This window comes from Rhodococcus sp. NPDC056960, assembly GCF_042674125.1.
GTDB lineage: Bacteria > Actinomycetota > Actinomycetes > Mycobacteriales > Mycobacteriaceae > Rhodococcus_F.
The window spans coordinates 368,938-393,638 of sequence record NZ_JBHURF010000004.1 but is presented as its reverse complement, the minus strand read 5'-3'; the positions used below and the strand labels follow the sequence as shown (position 1 = coordinate 393,638).

Below are 24,701 nucleotides of genomic sequence, written 5' to 3'. Positions count from 1 at the left end.
CCAAATCACTAGCAAAAAAACTCAAACTAGCATTTCAAAAAACACTGACCCCCCACCGACGGAAGAAGGAGAAGAGCCAGCAATACCCACACCACACAGCCCCGAAACCCGAAGGCCCCGAAAGCAAACCGTGATGCGGAGTACCAAAACGATTGGCACTGACATTCATCGACACACTGTTGAGTTCTCAAAGAACACGCACACACCATCACCACCGAAGAATCAACTTCGGCCGCTCCGGGGCAACCGTTCCATCCTATCCTACCAACCACCTCGGCGCAAGCCGGGATGCTGACCGGAATCAGATCGGGGGTGAAGCACCACCGTACACGACGGTGAACTTCGGATTCACCAGGCGCCTGCGTCCAACCTCGTGTCCCCCGCCTTCCGGCCGGGGTCGGTGTCCGTGTCGCTCTGACCTGGAATAAGTTACGCGAAGGGAAACAAGAACACCAAATCGCCAGGTCAACGCACCGAAACCGCGATTCAGGGCACCCAGTACTTGGCAGCCAGCTCCTCGATGACGACATCTCCCTCGGAAGCCTGCTCCAGCGTCGCGAGATCGGAGTCGATGGATACCAACCTCGGATCGTCCCCCTCCGCCTCCTGGACCGGGTGCCCCCCGTCCTCGGCCAGCTGACGCAGCAGCTTCTCGCGCACCCGGTCCTTCAGCGAATCGCTCATATCGAAATCATGGTCGTGCGGCGGTGGGTTGTCGAGAGTGCCGGCATGCTCACTCTTCGGTCTCGTCCGGCGTCTTCACGTTGTCGCTCTTGCCGAACACTCGCAGAGCGGTAGGGATGAGGACGATCAGCGCGCCCAGGATCGCGATCAACGAAAAGACCTGCATTGCCATCTGTGAACCGACTCTCTGTGTAGTGCCCGCGCCGACCAGGTGTCAGACCGGCGCGAGCCAGCTTCCCCAAGATGTGTTCCTGGTGACCGTAAACGCCACAACGAGAATGAGCACACCGACCGTCACTCGCGGACCCACCGAGATCAGGCGGTCGAGCCGACCCGACCACCGGCGACGTGCCCATCCGATCCAGGCGAGAACCATCACCGCGAGGAACGGGACGATCAGAGCATTGCCGGCGACCGCCGCTCCGAAGTCCAGGTTGGTGAGGTCGTGCACCGCGCGAAGTCCACCGCAGGCCGGACACCACCACCCGGTCACCGCATAAAGGGGGCAGAAACCGTACGAACCCGGCTGATGAGGATCCCGGAAGTGGAGGATCGCGGCCGCAACCACAGCACCCGTGGCGACAGCGGCAGGCGCACCGAGCGCGCGCAGGCCGACCACCCGCGTGGTCGAAGATCCGTTCTGGGCGTCCACGAGTCCAGTGTTCACGATTTCGCCGGCTTGCGGTGGATCGGATCAGTGTCCCCGCCCCGGCGAGCGCGACATGCTCCGGAGACGACTCTGGCCCTCCCCGAGTGATCGGGGAGGGCCAGAGAACCGCTGAGCTGCCTGAGAGAATCGAACTCTCGACCTTTTCATTACGAGTGAAATGCTCTACCGACTGAGCTAAGGCAGCGGTGCCTTTCGGCGGTGGCGAGTCTAGCGCCTCAACCCCCAGTATGCGAAAACGGCTCCCTGAACGCGTCCCCGAGACTGGCCACCATGGCGTCGACCGCCCACTGCGGTTTGACGTTGACGGTGATCGCCTCGCGACACTCGAGCACCGCTTCGATGCACTTCAGAAGGCCTTCCGGGGTGGTTCGCGACGCCAGGTCGGCCGCTCGATCAGCCATGTCCGGATGGTTCGCGGCCGCGGTCGACTTCCATGCGACGGCGAGCGCGTCGCGGTAGAGGCCGGCCAGATCGACCAGTGCGCGATCCAGCGCATCACGCCCCGTGCGGGTGGCCCGCGACTTCTGCCTCTTCTCGAGATCCTTCAGGACCCCGGCCGAGCCACGAAGGGCTCCTGCCGCGCCCTTGCCGGTGCCGCCCGCACCCAGCGCGGTGCGCAACTCCTCGGTCTCCTGCTCGTCCCGGGCAGCGCTCATCTCCTTGGCCTCGGCGTCCGCGGACCGGACCAGATCCTCCGCCGCCGCGAATGCGGTCGCCGGTCGCAGTGCCGCGACGGCGAGGTCCAGAGCGCCCTTGCGACGCACCTTGGCGTTCAGATCCGTCGCGAGTCGCCGGGCGCGTCCGACGTGTCCGCCGCTGATCGAGGCTGCCAGTTGCGCGTCGGCGGGGTCGAGGCCGTCCCGCTCACGCAGCACCTTCGCGATGGAATCGGCCGACGGAGTCACGAGATGGATGTGCCGGCAACGCGATCGCAGCGTCACCGAGATGTCCTGCGGGTCGACCGAGGGCGCACACAGCAGGAAGACGGTGCGGTCGGGTGGCTCCTCGACCACTTTGAGGAGAGCGTTGGCCGCGCCCTCGGTGAGCCGGTCCGCGTCCTCGACGACGACGATCTGCCAGCGTCCGGTACTCGGCCGCCGGGAAGCGGTCTGCACGATGGCACGCATTTCCTTGACGCTGATGCTCAGGCCTTCGGGGACGACCTGCCGGACGTCGCCGTGGGTTCCGGCCATCGCCGTGGTGCAGGCATGGCACACGCCGCAGCCGGGAGTGCCGTCACTCGTGCACTGCAGGGCGGCGGCGAAACACAGCGCGGCCACCGACCTACCCGATCCGGGCGGGCCCGTGAACAGCCACGAATGAGTCATTGCGGAGCCCATCGCACCGACTCCACGACGGGCCGCAGTGGCCGCGGCCGTCAGTTCGTCCTCGACGTCCTCCTGGCCCACCAACCGGTCGAATACCGTCACGGCGCCAGCCTAACCGGCTCGTACGACATCCCTGCCGGCCCGAGGTACCGGCTCACGCCTTCTTGTCCGCAGCCTTCTTCGCGGCCGCCTTCTTCGCGGGCGCCTTCTTGGCAGCGGTCTTCTTCGCCGCCTTCTTGGCGGGCGCCTTCTTGGCGGCGGCCTTCTTCTTCACCGGACCACGGGCACGACGGTCCGCGAGCAGTTCCGAAGCGCGGGCGTCGGTGATGGACTCCACCTCGTCGCCCTTGCGGAGGCTGGCGTTGGTTTCGCCGTCCGTCACGTACGGCCCGAATCTGCCGTCCTTGATCACCATCGGCTTCTCGCTGACCGAGTCGACGCCCAGCTCACGCAACGGCGGGGTGGCGGCGGCCTGACGTCCGCGCCGCTTGGGCTCCGCATAGATCTTCAGGGCCTCGTCGAGGGTCACCGTGAACATCTGGTCCTCGTTGGCGAGGGACCGCGAATCCGTTCCCTTCTTCAGATACGGACCGTAGCGGCCGTTCTGCGCGGTGATCTCTTCCTTGGACTCCGGATCGACACCCACCACGCGGGGCAGCGACAGCAGCTTGAGCGCGTCGTCGAGGGTTACCGTGGCCAGGTCCATCGACTTGAGCAGCGAACCCGTCCGGGGCTTGGGACCGGTGGCCTTCTTCGCTGCCTTCTTCGCCGGCGCCTTCTTGGCGGCCGTCTTCGTCTTGGTCGTACCGTCGGCCGATTCGTCGGTCACCGGCACCACCGCGGGCTCGGGCTCCGGTTCCGGCTCGGGAAGGATCTCGGTGACGTACGGGCCGAAGCGGCCCTCCTTCGCGACGATCTCGTTGCCGCTCAGTGGGTCGACGCCCAGTTTGCGCCCCTCCTGCGGCGTCGAGAACAGCTTCTCCGCGTACTCGGGCGTCAGCTCGTCCGGGGGGAGGTCGTCGGGCAGGTTGGCCCGCTGCGAGACGAGGTCGCCCTCGGGGTCGTCCGGGTTCTGGACCATCCGCTCGAGGTACGGACCGAATCGTCCGACGCGGACGTGGACCTCCCGGCCCTCGGCGTCGTCGAACAGCCGGATCGAGTTGACCTCGCGGGCGTCGATCTCCTCGAGATTGACGCCGACCATCTTCTTCAGTCCACCCTCGCGGGCAACGGACCCCTCGGCGCCGTGATCGCCGCCGAAGTAGAAGCTGCTGAGCCAATTGCCCCGCTGTTCCCGGCCACCGGCGATCGCGTCGAGATCGTCTTCCATGCCGGCGGTGAAGTCGAAGTCGACCAACCGTCCGAAGTGCATCTCGAGCAGCCCGATGACGGCGAACGCCACCCAGGACGGGACGAGGGCGCTGCCGCGCTTGTAGACGTATCCGCGATCGAGAATGGTCTTGATGATCGATGAGTACGTGGACGGACGGCCGATGCCCAGCTCTTCGAGGGTCTTGATCAGGCTCGCCTCGGTGTAGCGGGCAGGCGGGTTGGTGGTGTGGCCGTCGGGATCGAGTTTGGTGGCGGTGACCGCCTGGCCCTCGACGAGCACCGGCAGCCGCGACTCGGCGTCGTCCGACTGACCGCCGGCCTCTTCGTCGACGCTCTCGACGTACGCCTTCAGGAATCCGGCGAACGTGATCGTGCGACCCGAGGAGGAGAACGTGCACTCTTCGCCGGTGCCCGCGGTCCCGGTGATCCGCAGGGTCAGCGTCGTGCCCCGTGCGTCGGCCATCTGCGACGCCACGGTGCGCTGCCAGATCAGCTCGTACAGGCGGAACTCGTCGGTGTCGAGGCGCGAATGCAGCTGACCGGGGGTCTGGAACACGTCGCCGGCGGGGCGGATGGCCTCGTGCGCCTCCTGCGCGTTCTTGACCTTGCGCGTGTACTGGCGTGGCGTGTCGTGAACGTACTCGGCGCCGTACAACTCCGTGGCCTGCGCGCGGGCGGCAGCGATCGCCGACGACGACAACGTCGTCGAGTCGGTACGCATGTAGGTGATATAGCCGTTCTCGTACAGTCGCTGCGCGATCCGCATAGTCCGCTCGGACGTGAACCGGAGCTTGCGGCCCGCCTCCTGCTGCAGGGTCGACGTCATGAACGGCGCATAGGGCTTGCGGGTGTACGGCTTGCTCTCCGCGGACGAGACCGTGAGATCGACGCCGGCGAGGGACTCTGCCAGGCGCTGCGCACGCGCCTCGTCGAGAACCGTGACCGTGCCGGTCTTCAGCTGACCGTCCGAACCGAAATCGCGGCCGGTGGCCACACGCGAGCCGTCGACGCTCACCAGGCGCGCGCCGAAACTGCGGGGGCTGGCGTCGGCGCCGGCATCCAGGGTGGCCGAGATGTCCCAGTAGGACGCCGAGCGGAACGCCATCCGCTCGCGCTCACGCTGGACGATGACCCGGGTGGCGACGGACTGCACGCGGCCCGCCGACAACCTCGGCATGACCTTCTTCCACAGCACCGGGCTGACCTCGTACCCGTACAGACGGTCGAGGATGCGGCGGGTCTCCTGCGCGTCGACCAGATCGTTGTCGAGTTCGCGGGTGTCCTCGGCCGCGGCGCGGATGGCCGGCTCGGTGATCTCGTGGAAGACCATCCGGCGAACCGGGATCTTCGGCTTGAGCGTCTCGAGGAGGTGCCAGGCGATCGCCTCGCCCTCACGGTCGGGGTCGGTGGCGAGGAAGAGTTCGTCGGCATCCTTGAGGAGGCTCTTCAGCTCCGTGACCTTGGACTTCTTCTCCGGGCTGACCACGTAGAGAGGTTCGAAATCCTGGTCGACGTTGACCCCGAGCCGCGCCCAGGACTCACCCTTGTACTTGGCCGGCACGTCGGCGGCACCGCGCGGAAGGTCGCGGATGTGGCCCACCGACGCCTCGACGACATAGTTCTTTCCGAGGTACGGGGCGATCTTGCGGGCCTTGGTCGGCGACTCGACGATCACGAGGCGGCGAGGCTGGCCGGACGCTCCCGCCGCACCCTGTGCACTGCCGTTGTCCCCTTTAGCCACCTGAAGCCCGAGCCTTCCTGAAGTCGATCGCTGCCACTCGACAGTTGTGTAGACAAACCCTTTTATACCCGGTTCGCCTATTACTAGAGTGACATACCCGGAACCCATCCTCGCAGATCAGTACCGTCTACACGGCTCTACACGTGGGGCCAACCGGTACGGTCGTCCACATTTCCGGGAGCCTCGCCGATGCTCTCGACGAGTCTGCCGAGCCTACGCCGACCCGAGATCCGGAGTCCCGGACCGGAGCCTCGGGTGCCGATGAGAGTCGGCGCGATGCCGGCCCGCATCAACGCCTGAGCCAACGGCGCGTGGGTATCCGGGGCATGCGGATCGAGTCCGAGGACGAACCGCTCGCCCTCCGCTTCCCCCCGGCCGGACGCCAGCGCCCACACCCGCAACTGCCGCCCCGACGGCACCCACCCCGGGGGCACCGCCTTGACCGCTCCCCTCGTCCACTGGTCCGCGAGAGGCCGCAAATCGACCACGGACGCGGTCCGAACGAGCGGGCTGCCCTCGTCGCTGCGCGTGATCTCGACCTCGAGTCCGGCCTGCGCGATCAACTCCGCGATCGCCTCCGCCCGCCACTGTGCGTCCACCACGATCGAGATGCGCGCACGCCCGGCCGACGTGACCACCTGACCCGTCGCGGCGAGAAGGCCGCACAGGTCGGTGACGGCCGGGGGCATCGCCTCCGCGGAGAAGAAGGACAGTTGACTCATCGAAGTACCCCCTTGGACACGGCACCGTTGCCGTGAAAACGACTCGTCCCCCACCGCCTCAGGCGATGGGGGACGAATCAGACGCGGTCACGGGGACCCCGCCTATCTGATTTACATGTTCACGAATGTGAACGGCAGAATCAGACTGCGCGAACGCCGGTAGCCTGGGGACCCTTGGTGCCCTGGCCGACCTCGAACTCCACGCGCTGGTTCTCCTCGAGGGTGCGGAAGCCGCTGCCCTGGATCTCGGAGTAGTGAACGAAGACGTCAGCGGAGCCGTCTTCGGGTGCGATGAAGCCGAAGCCCTTTTCCGCGTTGAACCACTTCACAGTGCCCTGTGCCATGCTTTTCCTTCTCTTTCTAACCACCGGATTCGGCGGACAGCACATACAGTCCGCCGGGCCGGTTCCGACCGCTGTACTTCTTGATTTCCCCCTCAGGAAAAGCAGAGCACCGCGTTCGCAACATCGATCCTGCGAGCGTTCACTCTTTCAAGCCTACGAACACAGAAGCTGCGACCAGTTGTAGTCAACCATGAACTCCGCGTACGCAACAGTCGAAATCCTAACAATTCACACAAAAAGTTGATCTTGTAGCGAACAGCCCCGAATGAGCGGAATCGCCAGGTGACGGCCGCACCCCGGGCGACAGCGTCGAACGGGCACTCGTTATCATCAAATGCGCAGGTCGTGGCGGTGTGGAAGCTACTCGCCCGTCCCCTACGACAGCCCGGAGAGTTCAGTGAGTACACCGTTTTCACCACGGCACGACAGTGGAAATACGGGCGAAACATACGGCCGAGCGCTCCTGAACCGGGTCCTCGAGGGTGTTCCCCGAGACGAAAACCCGCTCACTTTCGCCGCGGAAATGCCGGCCCGGACTTCTTCCGTCGCCGAATGGCCCGCGTGGGCGCATCCCAGCGTCGTCCGGGCCATGCAGGAGAACGGGATCCCCCGCCCGTGGACCCACCAGGCCGTCGCCGCCGACCTGGCCCACGGCGGGACGAACGTCGTCGTCTCGACCGGCACCGCCTCGGGCAAGTCGCTGGCCTACCAGCTTCCGGTACTCACCACTCTGGCAACGGATCCGCGGGCGACCGCCCTCTACCTCTCCCCGACGAAGGCCCTCGGCGCGGACCAGTTGCGGTCCGTGACGTCGCTCATCGACTCGGACATCCTCGACGCCGGAGACGACCTGCGCGGCGCGTGCCCGTGCGTCTTCGACGGCGACACCCCGCTCGAGGTGCGGCACTGGGCCCGGGAGAACTCGCGGTGGCTCTTCACCAACCCCGACATGCTGCACATCTCCCTCCTGCGCACCCACCAGCGATGGGCGCACTTCTTCCGCAATCTGGCCTTCGTCGTGATCGACGAATGCCACTCCTACCGTGGCGTCTTCGGCTCGAATGTCGCGCTCGTACTGCGTCGGCTCAGGCGCATCGCCGCGCGGTACGGCGCCGATCCCGTCTTCATCCTCGCGTCCGCCACCACTGCGGACCCGGGAGCGGCGGCGTCGCGGCTGGTCGGAGCACCGTGTACCGAGGTGGTGGAGGACGGTTCCCCGCATGGCCCCCGGACGGTCGCGCTGTGGGAACCCCCGCTCATGCGGGAGGTCACCGGCGAGAACGGAAGCCCCGTCCGGCGGCCCGCCGGTTCGGAAGCCGCCCGCATCATGGCCGATCTGATGGTCGAGGGGGCCCGCACGCTCACCTTCGTGCGCTCCCGCCGGGGCGCGGAGTTGACCGCGATGGCGACCAAACGCCTACTCGGGGAGATCGATCCCGAACTGTCGTCGCGGGTCGCGTCGTATCGTGCCGGTTACCTCGCCGAGGACCGCCGTGAGCTGGAAGCGGCACTGGCCGACGGCACCCTGCTGGGGGCTGCGACGACGAACGCACTGGAACTCGGCGTCGACATCGCCGGACTCGACGCCGTGGTGGTCGCCGGGTTCCCCGGGACGGTGGCGTCGTTCTGGCAGCAGGGGGGCCGATCCGGCCGGCGCGGAGAGGGGTCCCTGGTGGTCCTCGTCGCCCGCGACGACCCCCTCGACACCTACCTCGTCCACCACCCGTCCGCGCTGCTCGACAAACCCGTCGAGGCGACCGTCACCGACCCGAGCAACCCGTACGTCCTCGGCCCGCAGTTACTCTGCGCCGCAATGGAACTACCGCTGTCCGACGCCGAGGCGGAGGCCTTCGGAGCCCTCGACGTCCTCGCGAAACTTGCCGAGCAGGGCCTCATCCGGCGACGCGCGCACGGCTGGTTCGTCACAGCGGGGACAAATCCTCATGGCGCAGTGGATATCCGCGGCGGAATCGGCACCCAGGTGGCGATTGTTGTGTCCGAATCCGGACGGATGCTCGGGACCGTCGACACCGGCCGGGCCCCGGCCACGGCGCATCCCGGTGCCGTGCACATCCACCAGGGCGAGTCGTACGTCGTCGACGAACTCGACCTCGACCAGGGTCTCGCCCTCGTGCACGCGGAAGACCCCGAGTGGACGACATCCGCCCGGGAAACCACCGAGATCACCGTCACGTCCGTGCTCGAGCAGAAGCAGTTCGGCGAGGTCGAGGTCGCGCTCGTCGAGGTCGAGGTGACCCATCAGGTGATCGGGTACCTGCGACGCCTGTCCTCGGGCGAGGTCCTCGACGCCGTCGAGCTGGACATGCCGAAACACACCCTCCCCACCCGCGCCGTGATGTACACCGTCACCCCGGAACTGCTGGAGCAGGCTGGTGTCGCGGCCGAACGCGTGCCGGGTTCGCTCCACGCCGCCGAGCATGCCGCGATCGGGCTCCTTCCCCTCGTCGCCACGTGCGATCGGGGCGACATCGGCGGCGTCTCGACGGCGTTGCACGCCGACACCGGACTCCCCACCGTCTTCGTCTACGACGGTCACGCCGGCGGAGCCGGATTCGCCGACCGCGGTCACGCCGAACTCTCCCGGTGGCTCGGCGCGACCCGTCAGGCCATCGAGTCGTGCGAATGCACGTCCGGTTGCCCGTCCTGCGTGTACTCGCCGAAGTGCGGGAACGGCAACGACCCACTCGACAAGGACGGGGCGATCCGGGTCCTGACGGCTGTTCTGGATTCGCTCGGATGAGGGCCGTCGGCCGAGACGCTCAGCGCAAATAGAGCCGGACCTTGTCGATCACATCCCGCAGCAGGTGAATCTCCTCGGCGGTGGGCGGGGCGGTGACGGTGACGTCGTCGGCCACCTTCAACTCCCAGCCGGTCTGCGCCCGCACGTCGTCGACGGAGACACCCTCGTGCACGCTGACCAACTCGAGCTCGTCGAACGGGCCCTGCCGGGACAGGACCCCGAGATTCGTGAACACCCTCGTCACCCCTCTGCCGCGCGGCATGATGCCGTTGCCGGACTCTCGGGCCCGGACCGGGCTCGGCGACGTGCAGAAGTCGAGTTCCGCCGGGAAGGCGCTGGGGTCGTGCCGCCGCATCACCACGAAGATCTCGCCGGCGTTGGGCATGATCTCCACTGCGCCACCGGCGCCGGGCAGCCGGACCGTCGGCTTGTCCCAGTCCCCGATGATGCTCGTGTTGAGGCTGCCGTACCTGTCGATCTGTGCCGCGCCTAGGAATCCGACGTCGACGTTGCCGCCCTGCAGCACGTAACCGAACAGCGCCGACATCGACACCACCGACTCCGCGCCCGACACGACGACCGAGTCCGCGATCCCCTCGGCCATCGCGGCGGGGTGGGCGCCGCACACACCCGACTCGTAGATCAATTCGACGTCCGGGTTGCTGGTCCGCTTGGCGAGATCGACGGCGAGCGTCGGCAGGCCGACGCCGGCGAAGACACGCCCCTTTCCGGCTAGTTCGCGGGCAGCGACGGACACGATGACCTCCGTCGCCGAGACGGCTCCGGCCGATGCTGTCGTCATTTTCTGCTCCCGTAGTCGACCGGTTCGGACAATCGAGGTGCGACGGCGAGGTCGTCCCAGTAGTCGCCGCCGAGTTTGTCGAGGTATTCGGCATGATTTGCGGTGCCGTGGACCCATTCCTTCAGCCAGGCCTGCAGCAGTCCGGAGTCCTTGCTGATCGCGGTCCATCGCCGGTAGAAGGCGCAGTCACGGTCGTAATAGCCCTGCACGTAGGACGGATGGGCCCCGCGCGGGCACACGACGACGGCGTCGACCGCGTGGGACGGGATCAACGTGCGGTTGGGGTCGGAGCGAACGACGTCGTCGTCGACGATCTCCTCGACCACCACGATCGCCTTCTTCGCGGCGTACACCGCCTCCTGCTGGACGCCGGAGATGCCCCAGATCTGCACGTTGCCGTGCCGGTCGGCCCGCTGCGCGTGGACGATGGTGACGTCCGGGTTCAGCGGGGGTACCACGTACACCGTGCCCTCCCCGTAGGGATCGTCGACGAGCCGGATCCGGGGGTTGAGCCGCGGAAGGTCGCTGCCCGCGTACGACCGCAGCGGAAAGAACGGCAGGCCTGCGGCCCCCGCCTGATAACGGCAGACCATCCCGTAGTGGCTGTACTCCTCCACCTCGAGCGCCACCGGATCGTGACGCTCGATCCGGCGCCTCAATTCGTGCAACGATCCGGCCGAACCGCTGGCGAAGAACGAAGCCACGAGCGTGGTCACGCAGCCGGCGGCGACGAGTTGATCCGACACGATGTCCGGCGTCATCCGGCACAGCGTGAGATTCTGCCGCCCCTGCCGGATGATCTCGTGCGCGGCTGCAAACGAGATCAGATGCGAGAAGCCCTCGAGGCACACGGTCATGCCGTCTTCCACGTACATCCCGATGGCGTCCGCCATACTGACCACTTTGCTCATCGTCGTACCCCTTCGACCCTGATTACACTCACCGTGCTCATTGGTGTTGACAGCTCTGTTGCTCGGACTGCAATAGTTCTGTCGTGGAGATTTCTCAGATCACTGCCTTTCTCGCGGTCGCCGAGGAGTTGCACTTCGGACGGGCCGCCCAGCGCCTGCACTCGGCGCAACCCCCACTGAGCAGGACGATCCGGCAATTGGAAAAGCAGCTCGGAGCAACCCTTTTCGAGAGGAACACGCGGAATGTTCGGCTCACGCCCGCCGGTGAGGCCCTGCTCGGTCCGGCCCGCGAGATCCTGGACGCCTGCCGGCTCGCGGAGATCGCCGTGGCCGCCGCCGGCCGCGGGCAGGTCGGCAGAGTGCGCATCGGCTTCGCCGGAGTGTCGTCCCACCTCCTCATCGGACGGTGGGCCAAACTCGTCCGGCACACCCACCCTGGAATCGAATTTGTCTTGGACAGTTCCGCTTTCGCGAGCGAAGCGCTGAACAAACTCCTCGACGGAACCCTGGACATCGGCCTGGTCCGGTGGATCTTCACACCACCGGGCATCGCGTCGCGCGTCATCCTCAACGAGGACTTCGTAGTGGCGTTGCCCGCCGACCACCCGCTCGCGGCCAGGGCCGACATCCGCATCGAGGAGCTGGCGAGCGAGCCCTGGGTGACGTTGCCCGCCGATCCCGGGTCGGCACTGCGCGACTCCCTGCAGAGGGCGGCCCACGATGCCGGTTTCACGCCGCGGATCGTGCAGAGCGCGCCGGACTCGATGGCGTTGATGGCGTTGGTGTCGGCGGAGGTCGGCTGTGCGCTGACCGTCTCCTCGGTGGCCGAGAACGTGAACAACCCGGACGTGGTGTTCCTGCCCCTGACCGGAGGTCCGAGCACCCTGCAACTGCGGATCGCCTGGCGAGCGGACGACGACAGCGCCGCGCTGCGGGAGGTTCTCAGACTGTCCGAAGAGGCGTTGCCCACCCCGGAATGACATGCGCTGGTCAGGTATGGGCTGTCGCACGTGCCTGCCCTTCGCTCGGGGCGTCGCCCACCTCGTCGTCCTGATCGGTGTCGAGTCGCAGTTCGTCCGCGTCGGACTGCTCGGCGGTCGACAACCGTCGCGCGTCGAAACCGGTCCGATTCAGCAACAACAGCGTGCAGATCAGGGAGACGGCCGCATACCCGGCCGAGACGAAGGCGACACCGACGATGTTTCCGGACGAGTTGAGCATCCACTGCGCCAGCACCGGGGTGCCGCCGCCGACCACCAGCGAACACAGCTGGTACGCGAGCGAGAGGCCGGTGTAGCGGATGTTGGCCGGGAAGGCACGGGCGAGCACACCGGCGATGGCGCCGTAGAACATCGAGTGCGGAATGGTGGCGAGGCACATGGCGACCACCGCGATCGTGAAGTTTTCGGTGCGGATCGCGAAGAACATCGCGGGCATCAGGACGAACTCGGGAATGACCATGATGCACATGGCTTTCCGCATGTCGATCCGCGACACCAGGACCGCACCGAACGGCTGGACGATGAACTGGACCACGAGGGCGATCGCGATGGCGCCGAGGAACGTGCCCCTGTCGTAGCCGAGCTCACTCGTGGCCCACGACAGCGCGAAGGTGTTCTTGAAGTACGTCACCTGCGCCAGGGGAAGCGCGCCCGCGCCGAGGAGAACGAGGACCCAATGCTTGCGGAGCACCTCGCCGATCGGCAGTGCCACGGTCTTCTTCTGCTTCAGCACGGTCTTCATGGCGTCGGACTCTTCGAGCTTGAGACGGATGATCATGCCGACGATCACCAGCGCTGCGGAGATCAGGAACGGGATACGCCACCCGTAGAGCACGAAGTCGGGGGTGGGCATGGCAGAGAGCAGGAAGAACGCCATCGTGGCCAGCAGATTTCCGGCGGGCGACCCTTGCTGGGCGAAGGCGGAGTACAGGATCCCCTTCCCCTTGGGCGCGTTTTCGCTGGCGATCAGCACCGCACCGCCCCACTCGCCGCCGACCGCCACGCCCTGGACGACGCGGAGGAAGACCAGTCCGGCCGGCGCCCACACCCCGATCTGCGCGTAGGAAGGCAGGAGGCCGATTCCGACGGTCGCGGTGCCCATCATCATGAGGGTGATGACGAGGGTTGTCTTCCGGCCGATCTTGTCTCCGAGGTGCCCGAAGACGATGCCGCCGATCGGGCGGGCGAGGAAACCTGCCCACAGCGTGACGAAGGCGAGCAGAGTGCCCATTCCCGCCGGCAGTGTGTCGGAGAAGAACACCTGACCGAAGACCAGGGCCGACGCCGTGCCGTAGATGTAGAAGTCGTACCACTCGATGGTGGTGCCGATGAACGAGGCGATGCCCGCTCTCCGTGCCTTCGTCTCGGCGTCGGTCCGCTTCGGTGGTGCCGTGGTCATGTAGTGCCCTCTCTCGCCAAAGGGGAGTGATTTCGACGGAAATCAGCTCGCTCCAGTGAGACTCGCATCACAAGATCCATGCCGTCCAATACTTCCTGAGTGGGTAATTAATACGGATCTGGTCATAATTCTGGAAACCACCCCCAAACTGCGGTGATGCGTGCGACCAGCCTCACTCCGCGGGACCTGCCCGCGCGACCGCCCGGGCATCCCGCACACCGAGCGAGGACAGGAGCACCGGGGCGGTGACCGTGACCTCGACATCCCAATTCTCGACCGTGCAGGACACGAGTCGGGTGTGCATCCGGCCCGCGACTTCCTGGGCCGCAGCGCACGCCGCTGCAGTGCCGCGGTCGAGCCCGACCGCGGCGGCGAGTGCAGCCAGATCCGCCGCGGACTGCGCACGATGCCGCACGGACACCGCGGAGCCGATGTGCACCAGCATCGCCGTGACCACCACCAGCGCCGCGAGCGCACAACACGCCAGCACCGTCGCCGCACCGCGATCGTCGGACAGCCCCGACCTCACCGCCCGCCCCCACTCCACCCCGGCACCGTCGGCTCCAGGGCGGCCACCGCTTCGGCGGAGATGTTCACGAGCGGAAGGAGAGGGCTGCGCACCCGCACGGTGGCGACTATGAACTCTCCCTCGGTCCGGATCTCCACATCGGCGCCGCCGGGGGCCACCTTCGCCGCCGTGGAGACCGCCGACTCGCGATCTCCACGCGCGGCGAGCCGAGCGGCCTCACGAGCCGAATCGACACACCGGACGTGCAAGGTGGCCGCGGTGATCGCGCCGACACACAGCACGACCACCGCCACGATCGACGCGATCGCGATCGCCGCCTCCACGGTGACGCCGCCGGCCTCGGACCGGCGCAGGTCCCTGGCGGAACTCATCACACCGCGGTGTTCAACGCTTTGTCGATGATGTTCGTCAGGGCCGTGACGATGCTGTCGCCGGTGACGACCGAATACAGCACGGCCCCGAATGCCGCGGCCGCGATGGTGCCGATGGCGTATTCGGCCGTCGACATGCCGTCCTCGTCCACCGCGAGCAGCGTCACGCGGTTGGTCAGTTCCCGAATTCCCGCCAAGGCCCGGATTCCGTGTTTCATGATGTTCCCCCTTCTCGAGTGCCCGGAGCAGCGGTTCTGCACCGGAAGTGTCGACGTGTCACAACAGCCCGCCGTCGAGCACGCGCGACGCCAGCCCGACCACGACCGGGATGATGCCGAGACAGATGAACGCGGGCAGGAAGCACAGCCCGAGCGGACCGCTGATGAGCACGCCCGCTCGTTCGGCCGACGCCGCCGCGAGGTGCTCGACCTGGATGCGACCGTCGGCGGCGAGTTCCGTCATGGAGCCCGCGAGCGACGAACCCGAACGGGCCGAGCGGCGCGCCATGCGGGCGAGCGATTCGGTGGCCGGGTCCGACGCGGCCGCCTCCCACGCGGTCGGCGCGTCCGCTCCCAGCGACAGCAGGTCGGCGGCGCGGCGGAGTGAATCCGACAGCGGCGCCGGTGCCGACCGCGACACGGCCAATGCCGCGGTCGCCACCGGAAGTCCCGCGCGCAGACAGGCCGCCAACAGGTCGAACGTCGCCGCGACGGCGAGCGGGTCGGCACGACCCGGGCCGTCGTCCACCGCCGATCCGGTGTCACCCGGGTCCGCGTGCCTGTCGCGCAGCCGCTGCGCCGGCGATCGCGGTCCGGGAAGGACGAGCACGGCGCAGGCGAGAAGGAGTACCGCACACCAGATCATCCGGTCACGCGTCCGGTGATCCGGTCGGTCCACAACAGTCCCGCACATACCAGACCCGCACCGAGAAGCAGCAGAATTCCGCCCAGCCCGCCGCCGAACAGCACGTTCAGCGGGGACGCACCCATCATCTGCCCGAGTCCGACGCCGAGGAGCGGCAGCCCGGCCAGCACCGTCGCCGTCGCCCTCGCGCCGGCCAGTGCCGCCTCGGTTCGCTGGCGGAAGCGACTGCGTCCCAGCAGGTCCGCGCGGGCAGCCTCGAGCAGTTCGGCCAACGCGAGACCGTGCGCCTCGGCGACCGCCCAGATGTCGGCGATCCGCCCCAACTCGGAGCCGACACGAGAGTCCCCGATCCGGAACCCCTCGGCCGCCGACCCTCCGAGGCGTGAGCGCGCCGACGCGGCGCGGAACGCCGCCGACACACTGCCCGCCGATTCGTCGGCCGCCGTCTCGCACGCCGCGGCCGGATGGGCGCCGACGCGGAGTTCCGCCGTCACCACCTCGAGACTCGCGAGGACGACCCGCAGCTCGGCGTCCTTGGCGCGCGCCGCACTGCGCCGCGCCACCCTGAACCGCACTGTCGCACAAACGATCACCGCGGCGGCAACCGCGTACGGTCCGCCCACGCCGTAGACCACCGGGACGCCGACGAGCGCCGCCGGAGCCGCCCACGGCACGCGGAACCGCCTGCGGCCCCCTTCGCTGCCCGTGATCGCGAGCAACCGGGGCCGCGACCTCGACGACGGCACCGCGAGCACCGCGCAGGCGAGCACCACCAGAGCTGCGATCACGACGGTTCCCCCTCCGCCGCGTCCACCGGTGCACGCCGAGAACACAACTGGCGGAGCCGGTCCACCGCCGGACCCGCACCCGAGTGGGAACTCCAGGCGGGAACGATGGTGACGTGCCCGTGCGCGTCGCGCGTGACGACGCCGATCTGCGTCAGCCGCCGCGCCCCACCCGAGGACCGGTGGACGTGCAGGATCACCTGCACCGCCGCGGCCAGCTGACTGTGCAGCGCCGCCCGATCCATTCCGCCCAGTGCCGCAAGCGCTTCGAGCCGGGCCGGGACCTCCTCGGGCGAATTGGCGTGCACCGTTCCGGCCCCGCCGTCGTGACCCGTGTTCAGCGCCGTCAGCAGGTCGACCACCTCGGCGCCCCGCACCTCACCCACGACGATCCGGTCGGGACGCATCCGCAGGGATTGACGGACGAGGTCCCGGACGGTCACCTCGCCCACGCCCTCGACGTTGGGGGCCCGGGCCACGAGCCGGACCACGTGCGGGTGCGTCGGCGCCAACTCCGCGGCATCCTCCACGCATACGATCCGTTCCGCCGGGTCGACGGCGCCGAGCAGCGCGGCCAGCAGCGTGGTCTTGCCCGCCCCGGTGCCGCCGGTGACCAGGAAGGCGAGCCGTGCGTGCACGATCGACACCAGTAGTGCGTGGGCGGACTCGGTGACGGCACCGCCCGCGACGAGTGCCCCGAGCCCCTGGGTGGCCGGGCGCAGCACTCGCAGCGACAGGCAGGTGCCACCCTGGGCCACGGGAGCGAGAACCGCGTGTAACCGCACTCCGAAGGAACCGTTTCCGACGTCGCGCAGCCTTCCGTCGACCCAGGGTTGTGCGTCGTCGAGGCGGCGACCGGCGGACAGTGCGAGGCGTTGCGCGAGCCGGCGCACCGCGGCCTCGTCGGCGAATCGGACAGCGGCGCGCTCGAGCCCACGACCTCGATCGACCCACACTTGGTCGGGCGCGGTGACGAGCACGTCCGCGACACCGGATTCGGTCAGCAACGACTCGAGGGGGCCCGCACCGGTGAGTTCGGTCATGAGCACCCGCAGCGCCCCGAGCAGGTCCGTGTCGCCGAGCACGCCACCCGACTCCGTGCGGATGGCTGCCGCGACCGTCGCCGGCGTCGGTTCGCCCGACGTGTGAGCGAGACGTTCGCGGACCCGGTCGAGAAGATCGGGCGTGACGAGCGAACTCATGCCGCCCACTCCCGCGACCGCGGCCTGCTGCCGAGCGTGTCGAGGACGGCGTCGGCCGCAACGCCCAGCGGCGACCGCCGGCCCGGCCTCAGCCCACCGTGTTCGAGCATTCCGGTGAGTGTGCGCTCCGCCCGCATCGACGCGATCAGCGGCAGGTCGAGCACTTCCGCGACATCGACGCCGCGGAGCCCGCCCGGTGCCGGCCCGCGAACCACCAACCCCTGGTTGGGGTTTCGTTCGTTGATCCACTGCGACACCTTGCCCGCGGCGATACAGGCGCGAACGGTGGCGGGCACGAGGAGAACCACCAGATCCGCGATGTCGAGCACGGTTTCCGTGACAGGTCCGGGAAATCGCGACACGTCGCACACGACCAGATCGCCGGCGTGGCGGCCCGCGTCGGCGACCGCACGCACCGCGGCCGCCGTGGGGCCCGCGCCGCCGGCGCCCTTCCTGCTGCAGGCGAGAACCCGCACGTGCTCGCCGTGCGCGGGGAGTGCATCCCTGAGCGCGCCGGAAGAGATTCGGCCGCCCTCGATCGACAGACCCGACCACCGCAGTCCGGGGGCGTCCTCGATCCCCAGCAGGACGTCGAGGCCCGACCCCCACGCGTCGGCCTCGACCAGAAGCGTGGACTGTGGTCGTGACGCGCCGGCGAGTGCCGTCGCGGCGGCCAGTGTGGACGTACCCGCACCGCCGCAGCCGCCCACGACCGCGAGGACGGTACCGTCCGCGTCGGGCCGTTGGGGTTGCTCTCCGAGAACGGAGACGAGTGCCGACTCGTCGTCCGGCACCGCCAGCACGTGCTCTGCGCCGACGGCGGTAGCGATTCGCCATTCGTCGATGCCGGGCGGCCCGTCGCACAGCAGGACCACCCGGCGCCGGCGGGGAAACCGGTTGCGGCATGCCACGGCCGCCCGGGCATCGAGTACGACGATCGGGGCGGTGCCCCATAGGTGCCGCGCGCCGGCTACGTCGACTTCATTGACCGCTCGGTCTGCCGCCGCGGCCACGCGCCTGATGCTGTGCAGCAGCGCCGGATCGTCGACCAGAACCAGCACTTCGCCCCCGCCTTCTGCGTCCATGCAGTGAGCGTGCCCGCTGCGGAGGTCCGCGGGACGCGCCCCGCTCGATCTGTGGACAACTTCGGGGCTGTGGATAGAAAATGGTACGGACGCACCAATTCGTGGACGGCGAGGACCGCGGCGCAACCCACCTGCCGCACACAGAGGACGACCCTCGCCAGGGGGGGAGGAGGCGAGGGTCGTCAGTGTTCAGCCCCGGGGGGTCGGGCTGAACATCGTCCGGATCAAATCCGGACATCAGCAATACTACACCTCCCCAGATCAGTATTTGCAAGTTCAACTGTTCAAGGGTTTTACCGTGTCGAGGGCACCGGAAACCGCTCACCAGGGTCCTCCGCTCGAACACCCGCCCCCGGCCGGAATCCGCATATCCTTGGGAATTGTGACCGCGAAGCCGCAGAGAAGTGCCAAGACAGGCCGACACACCGAGACGGGTCGGGTTGCCGCATTCTTCGACCTCGACAAGACGATCATCGCGAAATCCAGCACGCTCGCCTTCAGCAGACCGTTCTTCGACCAGGGGCTGATCAACCGGCGATCGGTCCTCAAGAGCAGCTACGCGCAATTCCTCTTCCTGCTGTCCGGCGCCGACCACGATCAGATGGAGCGGATGCGCGCCTACCTCACGAGCATGTGCGCGGGCTGGAACGTGGAACAGGTGCGATCGGTGGTCGCCGAGACCCTCCACGACATCGTGGACCCCCTGGTGTTCGCCGAGGCGGCCGACCTCATCGCGGATCACAAGCTGCGTGGGCACGACGTCATCGTGGTCTCCGCGTCGGGCGAGGAGGTGGTGGCGCCGATCGCCGACGCGCTGGGGGCGACGCACAGCACGGCCACCCGGATGGCGGTCGCGGACGGGCTGTACACGGGCGAGGTGGAGTTCTACTGCTACGGCGAGGGCAAAGTGGAAGCGATCCAGGAACTCGCCGACGAATACCACTACGACCTGTCGGCATGCTACGCCTACTCCGATTCGGTGACCGACCTCCCCATGCTGACGGCTGTCGGGCACCCGACGGCGGTCAACCCGGACCGCGCCCTGCGGAAGGCTGCGGCCGGAAACGGTTGGCCCATATTGACTTTCTCCAATCCGGTGTCCCTCCGGGCCCGCCTCCAGTCGCCGTCCGCCACCACCGTCGTGACCACGGCGGCGGTGAGCGTCGGGGCGCTGGTCGCGGGCGCCTTCACCTATGGAGTGTTGCGCCGCAAGCGCTGAACGCCGCAACCCGCGACACGGTCACAAACCGAATTTGATACTTGCTGTGAGGGGGGTCACGGGGTACAAAGGAGTTACGGAAGAACGGAAGGCCAAGGTCGACCCAGAAGAGAAGGATCGATCTCCCGACCAGGATTCCCAGCACGGGCACTAGGTACCCACGCGAAGCATAAGCCACTATAAGGGCAGAAGCGTTGTGGGCCTGCGAGACTCGAGTCTTCACCGGCAAGGACCCTGCACAGGTTGCAAGGACGACCCGACGATATTCGGACTCTCGCCGAGGCCACCCACACAACCCACCTTTGCACGCTTGGTAACCGGTTGTCCGTGCTAACGGGCGGCGAAGTCGACAGCAGTCGGCAGCGCCGCCCGTTTCACATGTTCGGGGTTGTGTTGCGGCGCAATGGATTCGAGCTAACCGGCCGCGGCGTCCGCGATGGACGTGGCCTCGCGCGCGCCCGCCTCGAGTGCGCCGCAGCAGAGGATCACCCAGCTCCCGACCCCCTCCGGCTCACCCGACGCGAACGCGGCAGCCCCGTTCCGGTACGCCTGTTGCCGGCGCAACCAACTGACCTCCGGGACCCCCAGATTGTGGGGATCGAGTCCGCTCGACACGGCAACCAGACGCGACGCGGCGCGGGCAACGATGCCGTCGCCGACCCCGAACGGCCTCAGCGTCAACAGTTCCCCGTGCACCACCGCCGCCAGGACCGGCGCGGGCGCATCCGTTCCACCCGTCACCAGCTGGGCGAGACCGTCGAGCCGCTCCCCCACACCGGACCCGGCACGCGGCCTGCCCAGCAATTCCTGATCGTCCACCAGGTCCGCCGCGGCCAGCAGATGCAGCCGCGCGAGCGCCTGGAGCGGAGCCCGCTGCCACGTGGACTGCAGCAGGGTGAGTGCGTCACCGTCGAGCGCCTGCCCGACCCGGAGCGCCCCCGACAGAATCGGGTCGCCGGCCACGCCGGGAGCGGGCAGTTCGGTGCTGCCCCCGTCCAGCGACGCCGACGCGCGGGCAGCACGGACCGCCGCCTCGGCCGCGGTGGTCGGCCACCCGCGCCGGTTGGTCTTGTGCCGGTGGACCGCGCCGAGCGCGTCACGCGCACGGTCCGCGGCGTCGCGGACACCGGGAAGATCGACGAGGGGCTGCAACGGGTCGCTCACGTATCGGAACGCTACCCGGCGCCGTCCCGGGTCAGGCGCCGAGCCGGATCGATCCGCCGGGAATCGCGTCCAGCAACTTCCGCGTGTACTCCTCCCGCGGGGAGTTGAAGACCTCGTCCGTCGTGGCCTTCTCCACGATCGCACCTGCGGACATGACGAGCACGTCGTCGGCGATCTGCCGGACCACGGCCAGGTCGTGGGTGATGAACAGGTAGGTCAGCCCCAGCTCCGCCTGAAGGTCGTTCAGCAGGGTGAGGATCTGATCCTGGACCAGCACGTCGAGCGCCGACACGGCCTCGTCGCACACCACCATCTCCGGTTGCAGCGCCAGCGCCCGCGCGATCGCCACCCGCTGTCGCTGGCCGCCGGACAGCTCGTTCGGGAACCGCCGCATCACCGACGCCGGCAGCGCGACCTTGTCCAGCAGGTCCCGGACCCGCGCCTCCCGCTCCGCCTTGCTCCCCACCTTGTGGGTGCGCAGCGGCTCCTCGACCGTGCGGAAGATCGAGTACATCGGGTCGAGGGTGCCGTACGGATTCTGGAAGATCGGCTGAACCCGGCGCCGGAACGCCAGCGTCTCCCGACGGTCCAGCGTCGCGACGTCCTTGCCGTCGAACACGACATTCCCCGACGTCGGAGCGAGGAGGCCGAGGACCATCTGCGCGACCGTCGACTTGCCGGACCCCGACTCGCCGACGATGGCCGTGGTCGTCCCGCGCCGGACCGCGAAGGAGACGTCGTCGACGGCGGTGAAGTCGGTGGACTTGCGCAGCCCGTGGCGGATCTTGAACACCTTGGTCAGCCCGGTGGCCACGACCACGTCGTCGGTGGCCTTGCCGAACTCGACGCCGATCTCGCCGTGCTGTTCGGCCTCCCCCACCACCTCGAGGGCGTGCTCCCGGATGTCCGCGCGGGCCAGTGCGGAACTCCGGCGCTGCGACGCCAGCGACGGAGCGGCCGCCACCAGCTTCCGGGTGTACGGGTGGCGCGGGCGCTGCAGGATCTCCAGCGCCGGTCCCGCCTCGACGACCCGCCCCTTGCTCATGACGATCAGGTGCTCGGCGCGTTCGGCGGCGAGCCCGAGGTCGTGGGTGATGAGCAGCACCGCGGTGCCGAGTTCGTTGGTGAGTCCGTCGAGATGGTCGAGAATCTGGCGTTGGACCGTGACGTCGAGCGCCGACGTGGGCTCGTCCGCGATCAGCAACTGCGGCCGGGCCGACAGTCCGATCGCGATGAGCGCCCGCTGCCGCATTCCGCCGGAGAACTCGTGCGGATACTGGCCGAGGCGGCTCTCGGCGTCGGCGAGCCCGGCCTCCTCGAGCAGCTCGGCGGCGCGCACCTTCGCGGCCTTGCCCTTCGCGATCCCGTTGGCTTCCAAAGCCTCCTCGATCTGGAACCCGACCTTCCACACCGGGTTCAGGTTCGACATCGGGTCCTGCGGGACGAGCCCGATCTTCCGTCCGCGCAATGCGACGAAGTCACGCTCGGGCGCCTCCGCCAGATCCTGGCCCGCGAAGAGAATCCGCCCGCCGGTCACCTGTCCCGTCCCCGGCAGCAGGTTGATGATCGCGTGCGCAGTGGTCGACTTGCCCGACCCGGATTCACCGACGATCGCCACCGTCTGCCCGGGATACACCGTGAGGCTGACACCGCGCACCGCGGGCACGAGCCCGGAATGGGAGCGGAACGACACCTCCAGGTCCCGGATCTCGAGCAGGGGCACCTCTTCGGACGAACTCTGCGGTCGGGCCGAATCGTTCGCCGACATCGCGCTCACCTCTTCCTCGCCTTGGGATCGAGTGCGTCCCGGAGCGCGTCGCCCATCATGATGAAACCGAGCACCGTGACGGCCAGCGCGGTTGCCGGGTAGAACAGGATCGGCGAACCCTGACGCAGCGTGACCTGCGCGGTGCTGATGTCGCCGCCCCACGAGATCTCCGTCGACGGCAGACCGATGCCGAGGAACGACAGCGTCGCCTCCGCCACGATGTAGATGCCGAGCGAGATGGTCGCGATCACGATGATCGGGGCCAGCGAGTTCGGCAGCACGTGCCGGACGAGAGTGCGCACGTTGGAGACTCCCAGCGCCCGCGACGCCATCACGTAGTCGTTGTTCTTCGCCGAGATCACCGCGCCGCGAGCAATTCTCGCCATCTGCGGCCAGCCGAACAGGGCGAGAACGACGATCAGCGTCCAGATGGTGCGATGGGCGAACAGCTGCATCAGAACGATCGCGGCCAGGATGAGCGGGATGCCGAAGAAGATGTCGGCCACCCGCGACAGCAGCGAGTCCGCCCAGCCGCCGTAGAACCCCGCGACCGAACCGAACACCACACCCACGACGAGCACGATGGACGTGACACCGACACCCACCAGCACCGACGCCCTGGCCCCGTAGATCGTGCGGGAATAGATGTCGCAGCCCTGCTTGTCGAACCCGAACCAGTGGCCCGCCGACGGTCCCTGCATGCTGAACGCCAGGTCGCAGAACCGGGGGTCCGTGCTGGTGAACAGCGACGGAAAGGCGGCCACGGCGATCACCACGACGATGATCACGGTGGCGACCAGGAACAGCGGGCGTTTGCGGAGGTCCCGCCACGCGTCCGACCACATGCTCGTCGGCGGCTGGTCGATGTGAACGGCGTCGACCTCCCCCGGTGCCGCCACTTCTTCGGGCGCGACGAAATGCGCCTGACGCGTGTTCCGGTCGCCCCTCGAGGCGGCCTCGTCCTTCTCCAATTTCTCAGACATAGCGGATCCTCGGGTCGAGCGCGGCGTACAGGAGGTCGACGACCAGATTGGCGATCAGATAGATGACGATCAGCACCGTCACGAACGACACGACCGTCGGCGCCTCACCGCGGGTGACCGCCTGATAGATCGTGCCGCCCACCCCGTTGATGTTGAAGATGCCCTCGGTGACGATCGCGCCGCCCATCAGAGTCGCGAGATCGGCGCCGAGGAACGTGACCACCGGGATCAGCGAGTTGCGCAGAACGTGCACCTGCACGACGCGACGACGTGAAAGCCCCTTGGCGGTCGCGGTTCTCACGTAGTCCGCCGTCAGGTTCTCCGCGACCGACGTCCGGGTCAGCCGGAGAACGTACGCGAACGACACCGACCCCAGCACGAAGGCGGGCAACAGTAGATTCTTGAAACTCGTGTTGCCGCCGACCGTCGGCGGTACCAAACCCCATTTCACGCCGATGAAGAACTGGGCGAGGAAACCGATGACGAAGATCGGGATGGCGATGATCACCAGGCTGACGAGGAGGACGGAACTGTCGAAGATGCCGCCCTTGCGGAGCCCGGCGAACAGTCCGAAGCCGATCCCGAAGATCCCCTCGATGGCGAGAGCCATCAGCGACAGCTTGATGGTGATCGGAAAGGCCTGCGCCAAAACCTCACTGACGGGACGCCCGGAGAAGGACATGCCGAAGTCGAGGGTGAAGATGCCCTTCAGATACAGGAGATACTGCGTCAGGAACGGCTCGTCGAGGTGGTACCGGGCGCGCAATTGTGCCGCCACCGCGGGGCTGAGCGCCTTGTCGCCGGCCAGGGCGGCGATCGGGTCGCCGGGCAGCAGGAACACCATCGCGTAGATCAGGAACGTGGCCCCGAGAAACACGGGGATCATCTGGAGCAAACGGCGACCGACGTACCAGAGCATCGGATCACCTCCTATTCGTCGGGGGCGGCGACGTCGGGATTCGCAGCCTCGGCCCGCCTCCCGAGAGCGGGGCCGCGAACCGACAGCTCGCGGCCCCCACCCCGTCGTCGCGGAGAA

At 67.9% G+C, this 24,701-nt stretch carries 24 protein-coding genes and 1 tRNA gene; 3 read left to right on the top strand and 22 right to left on the bottom strand.

Annotated elements, in window-relative coordinates:
* Nucleotides 1–486: 486 nt before the first annotated feature.
* From ACFTWF_RS09080 to ACFTWF_RS09045, 8 genes are all read right to left on the bottom strand, one after another.
* A complete protein-coding gene (locus ACFTWF_RS09080; protein WP_141469987.1) occupies nucleotides 487–684 on the bottom strand; it encodes a hypothetical protein in 198 nt (65 codons plus the stop codon).
* Nucleotides 685–733: 49 nt separating this feature from the next.
* Nucleotides 734–856, bottom strand: a complete 123-nt coding sequence (locus tag ACFTWF_RS09075) for a hypothetical protein (protein ID WP_378460894.1) — start codon at nucleotides 854–856, stop codon at nucleotides 734–736.
* A 42-nt stretch (nucleotides 857–898) separates the two neighbouring features.
* Nucleotides 899–1,351, bottom strand: a complete 453-nt coding sequence (locus tag ACFTWF_RS09070; protein WP_378460893.1) for a DUF2752 domain-containing protein — start codon at nucleotides 1,349–1,351, stop codon at nucleotides 899–901.
* Nucleotides 1,352–1,465: 114 nt separating this feature from the next.
* A tRNA-Thr gene (locus ACFTWF_RS09065) sits at nucleotides 1,466–1,538 on the bottom strand.
* A gap of 31 nt (nucleotides 1,539–1,569) precedes the next feature.
* Nucleotides 1,570–2,784 carry a DNA polymerase III subunit delta' gene (locus tag ACFTWF_RS09060; protein WP_378460892.1) on the bottom strand — a complete coding sequence of 405 codons (1,215 nt, stop codon included), beginning with the start codon at nucleotides 2,782–2,784 and terminating at the stop codon, nucleotides 1,570–1,572.
* A gap of 52 nt (nucleotides 2,785–2,836) precedes the next feature.
* Nucleotides 2,837–5,755, bottom strand: coding sequence for a type I DNA topoisomerase (gene topA / locus ACFTWF_RS09055; RefSeq protein ID WP_378460891.1), 2,919 nt, complete (start codon nucleotides 5,753–5,755; stop codon nucleotides 2,837–2,839).
* Between the two features lie 137 nt (nucleotides 5,756–5,892).
* Entirely contained in the window at nucleotides 5,893–6,477 is a 585-nt protein-coding gene (locus ACFTWF_RS09050; RefSeq protein WP_073368736.1) for a hypothetical protein, read from the bottom strand.
* Between the two features lie 140 nt (nucleotides 6,478–6,617).
* Nucleotides 6,618–6,821, bottom strand: a complete 204-nt coding sequence (locus tag ACFTWF_RS09045) for a cold-shock protein (RefSeq protein ID WP_005248460.1) — start codon at nucleotides 6,819–6,821, stop codon at nucleotides 6,618–6,620.
* A gap of 397 nt (nucleotides 6,822–7,218) precedes the next feature.
* On the opposite strand from ACFTWF_RS09045, the gene ACFTWF_RS09040 reads away from it, so the two are divergent.
* Complete coding sequence (locus ACFTWF_RS09040; protein ID WP_378460890.1) at nucleotides 7,219–9,582, top strand: DEAD/DEAH box helicase; 2,364 nt, start codon at nucleotides 7,219–7,221, stop codon at nucleotides 9,580–9,582.
* Between the two features lie 19 nt (nucleotides 9,583–9,601).
* Here the strand turns inward: ACFTWF_RS09040 and ACFTWF_RS09035 are convergent, their stop codons facing one another.
* Nucleotides 9,602–10,384, bottom strand: a complete 783-nt coding sequence (locus ACFTWF_RS09035; RefSeq protein ID WP_378460889.1) for a CoA-transferase subunit beta — start codon at nucleotides 10,382–10,384, stop codon at nucleotides 9,602–9,604.
* Nucleotides 10,381–11,295 carry a CoA transferase subunit A gene (locus ACFTWF_RS09030; RefSeq protein WP_378460888.1) on the bottom strand — a complete coding sequence of 305 codons (915 nt, stop codon included), beginning with the start codon at nucleotides 11,293–11,295 and terminating at the stop codon, nucleotides 10,381–10,383. Before ACFTWF_RS09030 ends, ACFTWF_RS09035 begins: the two co-directional genes overlap by 4 nt.
* A gap of 83 nt (nucleotides 11,296–11,378) precedes the next feature.
* Between ACFTWF_RS09030 and ACFTWF_RS09025 the strand changes: the two genes are divergently transcribed.
* Nucleotides 11,379–12,275 (top strand): LysR family transcriptional regulator, encoded by an 897-nt coding sequence (locus ACFTWF_RS09025; protein ID WP_378460887.1) that lies wholly within the window; start codon nucleotides 11,379–11,381, stop codon nucleotides 12,273–12,275.
* Nucleotides 12,276–12,285: 10 nt separating this feature from the next.
* Here ACFTWF_RS09025 and ACFTWF_RS09020 read toward each other — a convergent pair whose 3' ends face one another.
* The 8 genes from ACFTWF_RS09020 to ssd all read right to left on the bottom strand — a co-directional run bounded on the left by ACFTWF_RS09020 (nucleotide 12,286) and on the right by ssd (nucleotide 18,531).
* Nucleotides 12,286–13,695 carry an MFS transporter gene (locus ACFTWF_RS09020; protein WP_378460886.1) on the bottom strand — a complete coding sequence of 470 codons (1,410 nt, stop codon included), beginning with the start codon at nucleotides 13,693–13,695 and terminating at the stop codon, nucleotides 12,286–12,288.
* A 172-nt stretch (nucleotides 13,696–13,867) separates the two neighbouring features.
* Entirely contained in the window at nucleotides 13,868–14,224 is a 357-nt protein-coding gene (locus ACFTWF_RS09015) for an Rv3654c family TadE-like protein (protein ID WP_378460885.1), read from the bottom strand.
* On the bottom strand, nucleotides 14,221–14,595 hold the full coding sequence (locus ACFTWF_RS09010) for a TadE family type IV pilus minor pilin (protein ID WP_378460884.1): 375 nt from the start codon (nucleotides 14,593–14,595) through the stop codon (nucleotides 14,221–14,223). The genes ACFTWF_RS09015 and ACFTWF_RS09010 overlap by 4 nt, the downstream gene beginning before the upstream one ends.
* Nucleotides 14,595–14,813, bottom strand: a complete 219-nt coding sequence (locus tag ACFTWF_RS09005) for a DUF4244 domain-containing protein (RefSeq protein ID WP_185727200.1) — start codon at nucleotides 14,811–14,813, stop codon at nucleotides 14,595–14,597. Before ACFTWF_RS09005 ends, ACFTWF_RS09010 begins: the two co-directional genes overlap by 1 nt.
* A gap of 58 nt (nucleotides 14,814–14,871) precedes the next feature.
* Nucleotides 14,872–15,459: a type II secretion system F family protein gene (locus ACFTWF_RS09000; RefSeq protein ID WP_378460883.1), complete on the bottom strand. Its 588-nt coding sequence runs from the start codon at nucleotides 15,457–15,459 to the stop codon at nucleotides 14,872–14,874.
* Nucleotides 15,456–16,247 (bottom strand): type II secretion system F family protein, encoded by a 792-nt coding sequence (locus ACFTWF_RS08995; RefSeq protein ID WP_378460882.1) that lies wholly within the window; start codon nucleotides 16,245–16,247, stop codon nucleotides 15,456–15,458. Before ACFTWF_RS08995 ends, ACFTWF_RS09000 begins: the two co-directional genes overlap by 4 nt.
* Complete coding sequence (locus tag ACFTWF_RS08990) at nucleotides 16,244–17,446, bottom strand: TadA family conjugal transfer-associated ATPase (RefSeq protein ID WP_378460881.1); 1,203 nt, start codon at nucleotides 17,444–17,446, stop codon at nucleotides 16,244–16,246. The genes ACFTWF_RS08995 and ACFTWF_RS08990 overlap by 4 nt, the downstream gene beginning before the upstream one ends.
* A complete protein-coding gene (gene ssd, locus ACFTWF_RS08985; RefSeq protein WP_378460880.1) occupies nucleotides 17,443–18,531 on the bottom strand; it encodes a septum site-determining protein Ssd in 1,089 nt (362 codons plus the stop codon). Before ssd ends, ACFTWF_RS08990 begins: the two co-directional genes overlap by 4 nt.
* A 382-nt stretch (nucleotides 18,532–18,913) precedes the next feature.
* Between ssd and ACFTWF_RS08980 the strand changes: the two genes are divergently transcribed.
* A complete protein-coding gene (locus ACFTWF_RS08980; protein WP_378460879.1) occupies nucleotides 18,914–19,750 on the top strand; it encodes an HAD-IB family hydrolase in 837 nt (278 codons plus the stop codon).
* Nucleotides 19,751–20,164: 414 nt separating this feature from the next.
* On the opposite strand, the gene ACFTWF_RS08975 is transcribed toward ACFTWF_RS08980, so the two are convergent.
* From ACFTWF_RS08975 to ACFTWF_RS08960, 4 genes are read right to left on the bottom strand one after another with little or no spacing between them, the layout of a single operon-like run.
* Nucleotides 20,165–20,914, bottom strand: a complete 750-nt coding sequence (locus tag ACFTWF_RS08975) for an oxidoreductase (protein ID WP_378460878.1) — start codon at nucleotides 20,912–20,914, stop codon at nucleotides 20,165–20,167.
* Between the two features lie 31 nt (nucleotides 20,915–20,945).
* Nucleotides 20,946–22,691, bottom strand: a complete 1,746-nt coding sequence (locus ACFTWF_RS08970; RefSeq protein ID WP_378460877.1) for a dipeptide ABC transporter ATP-binding protein — start codon at nucleotides 22,689–22,691, stop codon at nucleotides 20,946–20,948.
* Nucleotides 22,688–23,665 carry an ABC transporter permease gene (locus tag ACFTWF_RS08965; protein ID WP_378460876.1) on the bottom strand — a complete coding sequence of 326 codons (978 nt, stop codon included), beginning with the start codon at nucleotides 23,663–23,665 and terminating at the stop codon, nucleotides 22,688–22,690. The genes ACFTWF_RS08970 and ACFTWF_RS08965 overlap by 4 nt, the downstream gene beginning before the upstream one ends.
* On the bottom strand, nucleotides 23,658–24,584 hold the full coding sequence (locus tag ACFTWF_RS08960; RefSeq protein WP_378460875.1) for an ABC transporter permease: 927 nt from the start codon (nucleotides 24,582–24,584) through the stop codon (nucleotides 23,658–23,660). Before ACFTWF_RS08960 ends, ACFTWF_RS08965 begins: the two co-directional genes overlap by 8 nt.
* Between the last annotated feature and the right edge of the window lie 117 nt (nucleotides 24,585–24,701).

What these genes read in the sequence shown, in the direction of transcription:
- ACFTWF_RS09080 (WP_141469987.1), bottom strand. Translation starts at nt 684, where the DNA reads ATGAGCGATTCGCTGAAGGACCGGGTGCGCGAGAAGCTGCTGCGTCAG.
- ACFTWF_RS09075 (WP_378460894.1), bottom strand. Translation starts at nt 856, where the DNA reads ATGGCAATGCAGGTCTTTTCGTTGATCGCGATCCTGGGCGCGCTGATC.
- ACFTWF_RS09050 (WP_073368736.1), bottom strand. Translation starts at nt 6,477, where the DNA reads ATGAGTCAACTGTCCTTCTTCTCCGCGGAGGCGATGCCCCCGGCCGTC.
- ACFTWF_RS09045 (WP_005248460.1), bottom strand. Translation starts at nt 6,821, where the DNA reads ATGGCACAGGGCACTGTGAAGTGGTTCAACGCGGAAAAGGGCTTCGGC.
- ACFTWF_RS09035 (WP_378460889.1), bottom strand. Translation starts at nt 10,384, where the DNA reads ATGACGACAGCATCGGCCGGAGCCGTCTCGGCGACGGAGGTCATCGTG.
- ACFTWF_RS09030 (WP_378460888.1), bottom strand. Translation starts at nt 11,295, where the DNA reads ATGAGCAAAGTGGTCAGTATGGCGGACGCCATCGGGATGTACGTGGAA.
- ACFTWF_RS09020 (WP_378460886.1), bottom strand. Translation starts at nt 13,695, where the DNA reads ATGACCACGGCACCACCGAAGCGGACCGACGCCGAGACGAAGGCACGG.
- ACFTWF_RS09010 (WP_378460884.1), bottom strand. Translation starts at nt 14,595, where the DNA reads ATGAGTTCCGCCAGGGACCTGCGCCGGTCCGAGGCCGGCGGCGTCACC.
- ACFTWF_RS09005 (WP_185727200.1), bottom strand. Translation starts at nt 14,813, where the DNA reads ATGAAACACGGAATCCGGGCCTTGGCGGGAATTCGGGAACTGACCAAC.
- ACFTWF_RS09000 (WP_378460883.1), bottom strand. Translation starts at nt 15,459, where the DNA reads ATGATCTGGTGTGCGGTACTCCTTCTCGCCTGCGCCGTGCTCGTCCTT.
- ACFTWF_RS08990 (WP_378460881.1), bottom strand. Translation starts at nt 17,446, where the DNA reads ATGAGTTCGCTCGTCACGCCCGATCTTCTCGACCGGGTCCGCGAACGT.
- ssd (WP_378460880.1), bottom strand. Translation starts at nt 18,531, where the DNA reads ATGGACGCAGAAGGCGGGGGCGAAGTGCTGGTTCTGGTCGACGATCCG.
- ACFTWF_RS08965 (WP_378460876.1), bottom strand. Translation starts at nt 23,665, where the DNA reads ATGTCTGAGAAATTGGAGAAGGACGAGGCCGCCTCGAGGGGCGACCGG.
- ACFTWF_RS08960 (WP_378460875.1), bottom strand. Translation starts at nt 24,584, where the DNA reads ATGCTCTGGTACGTCGGTCGCCGTTTGCTCCAGATGATCCCCGTGTTT.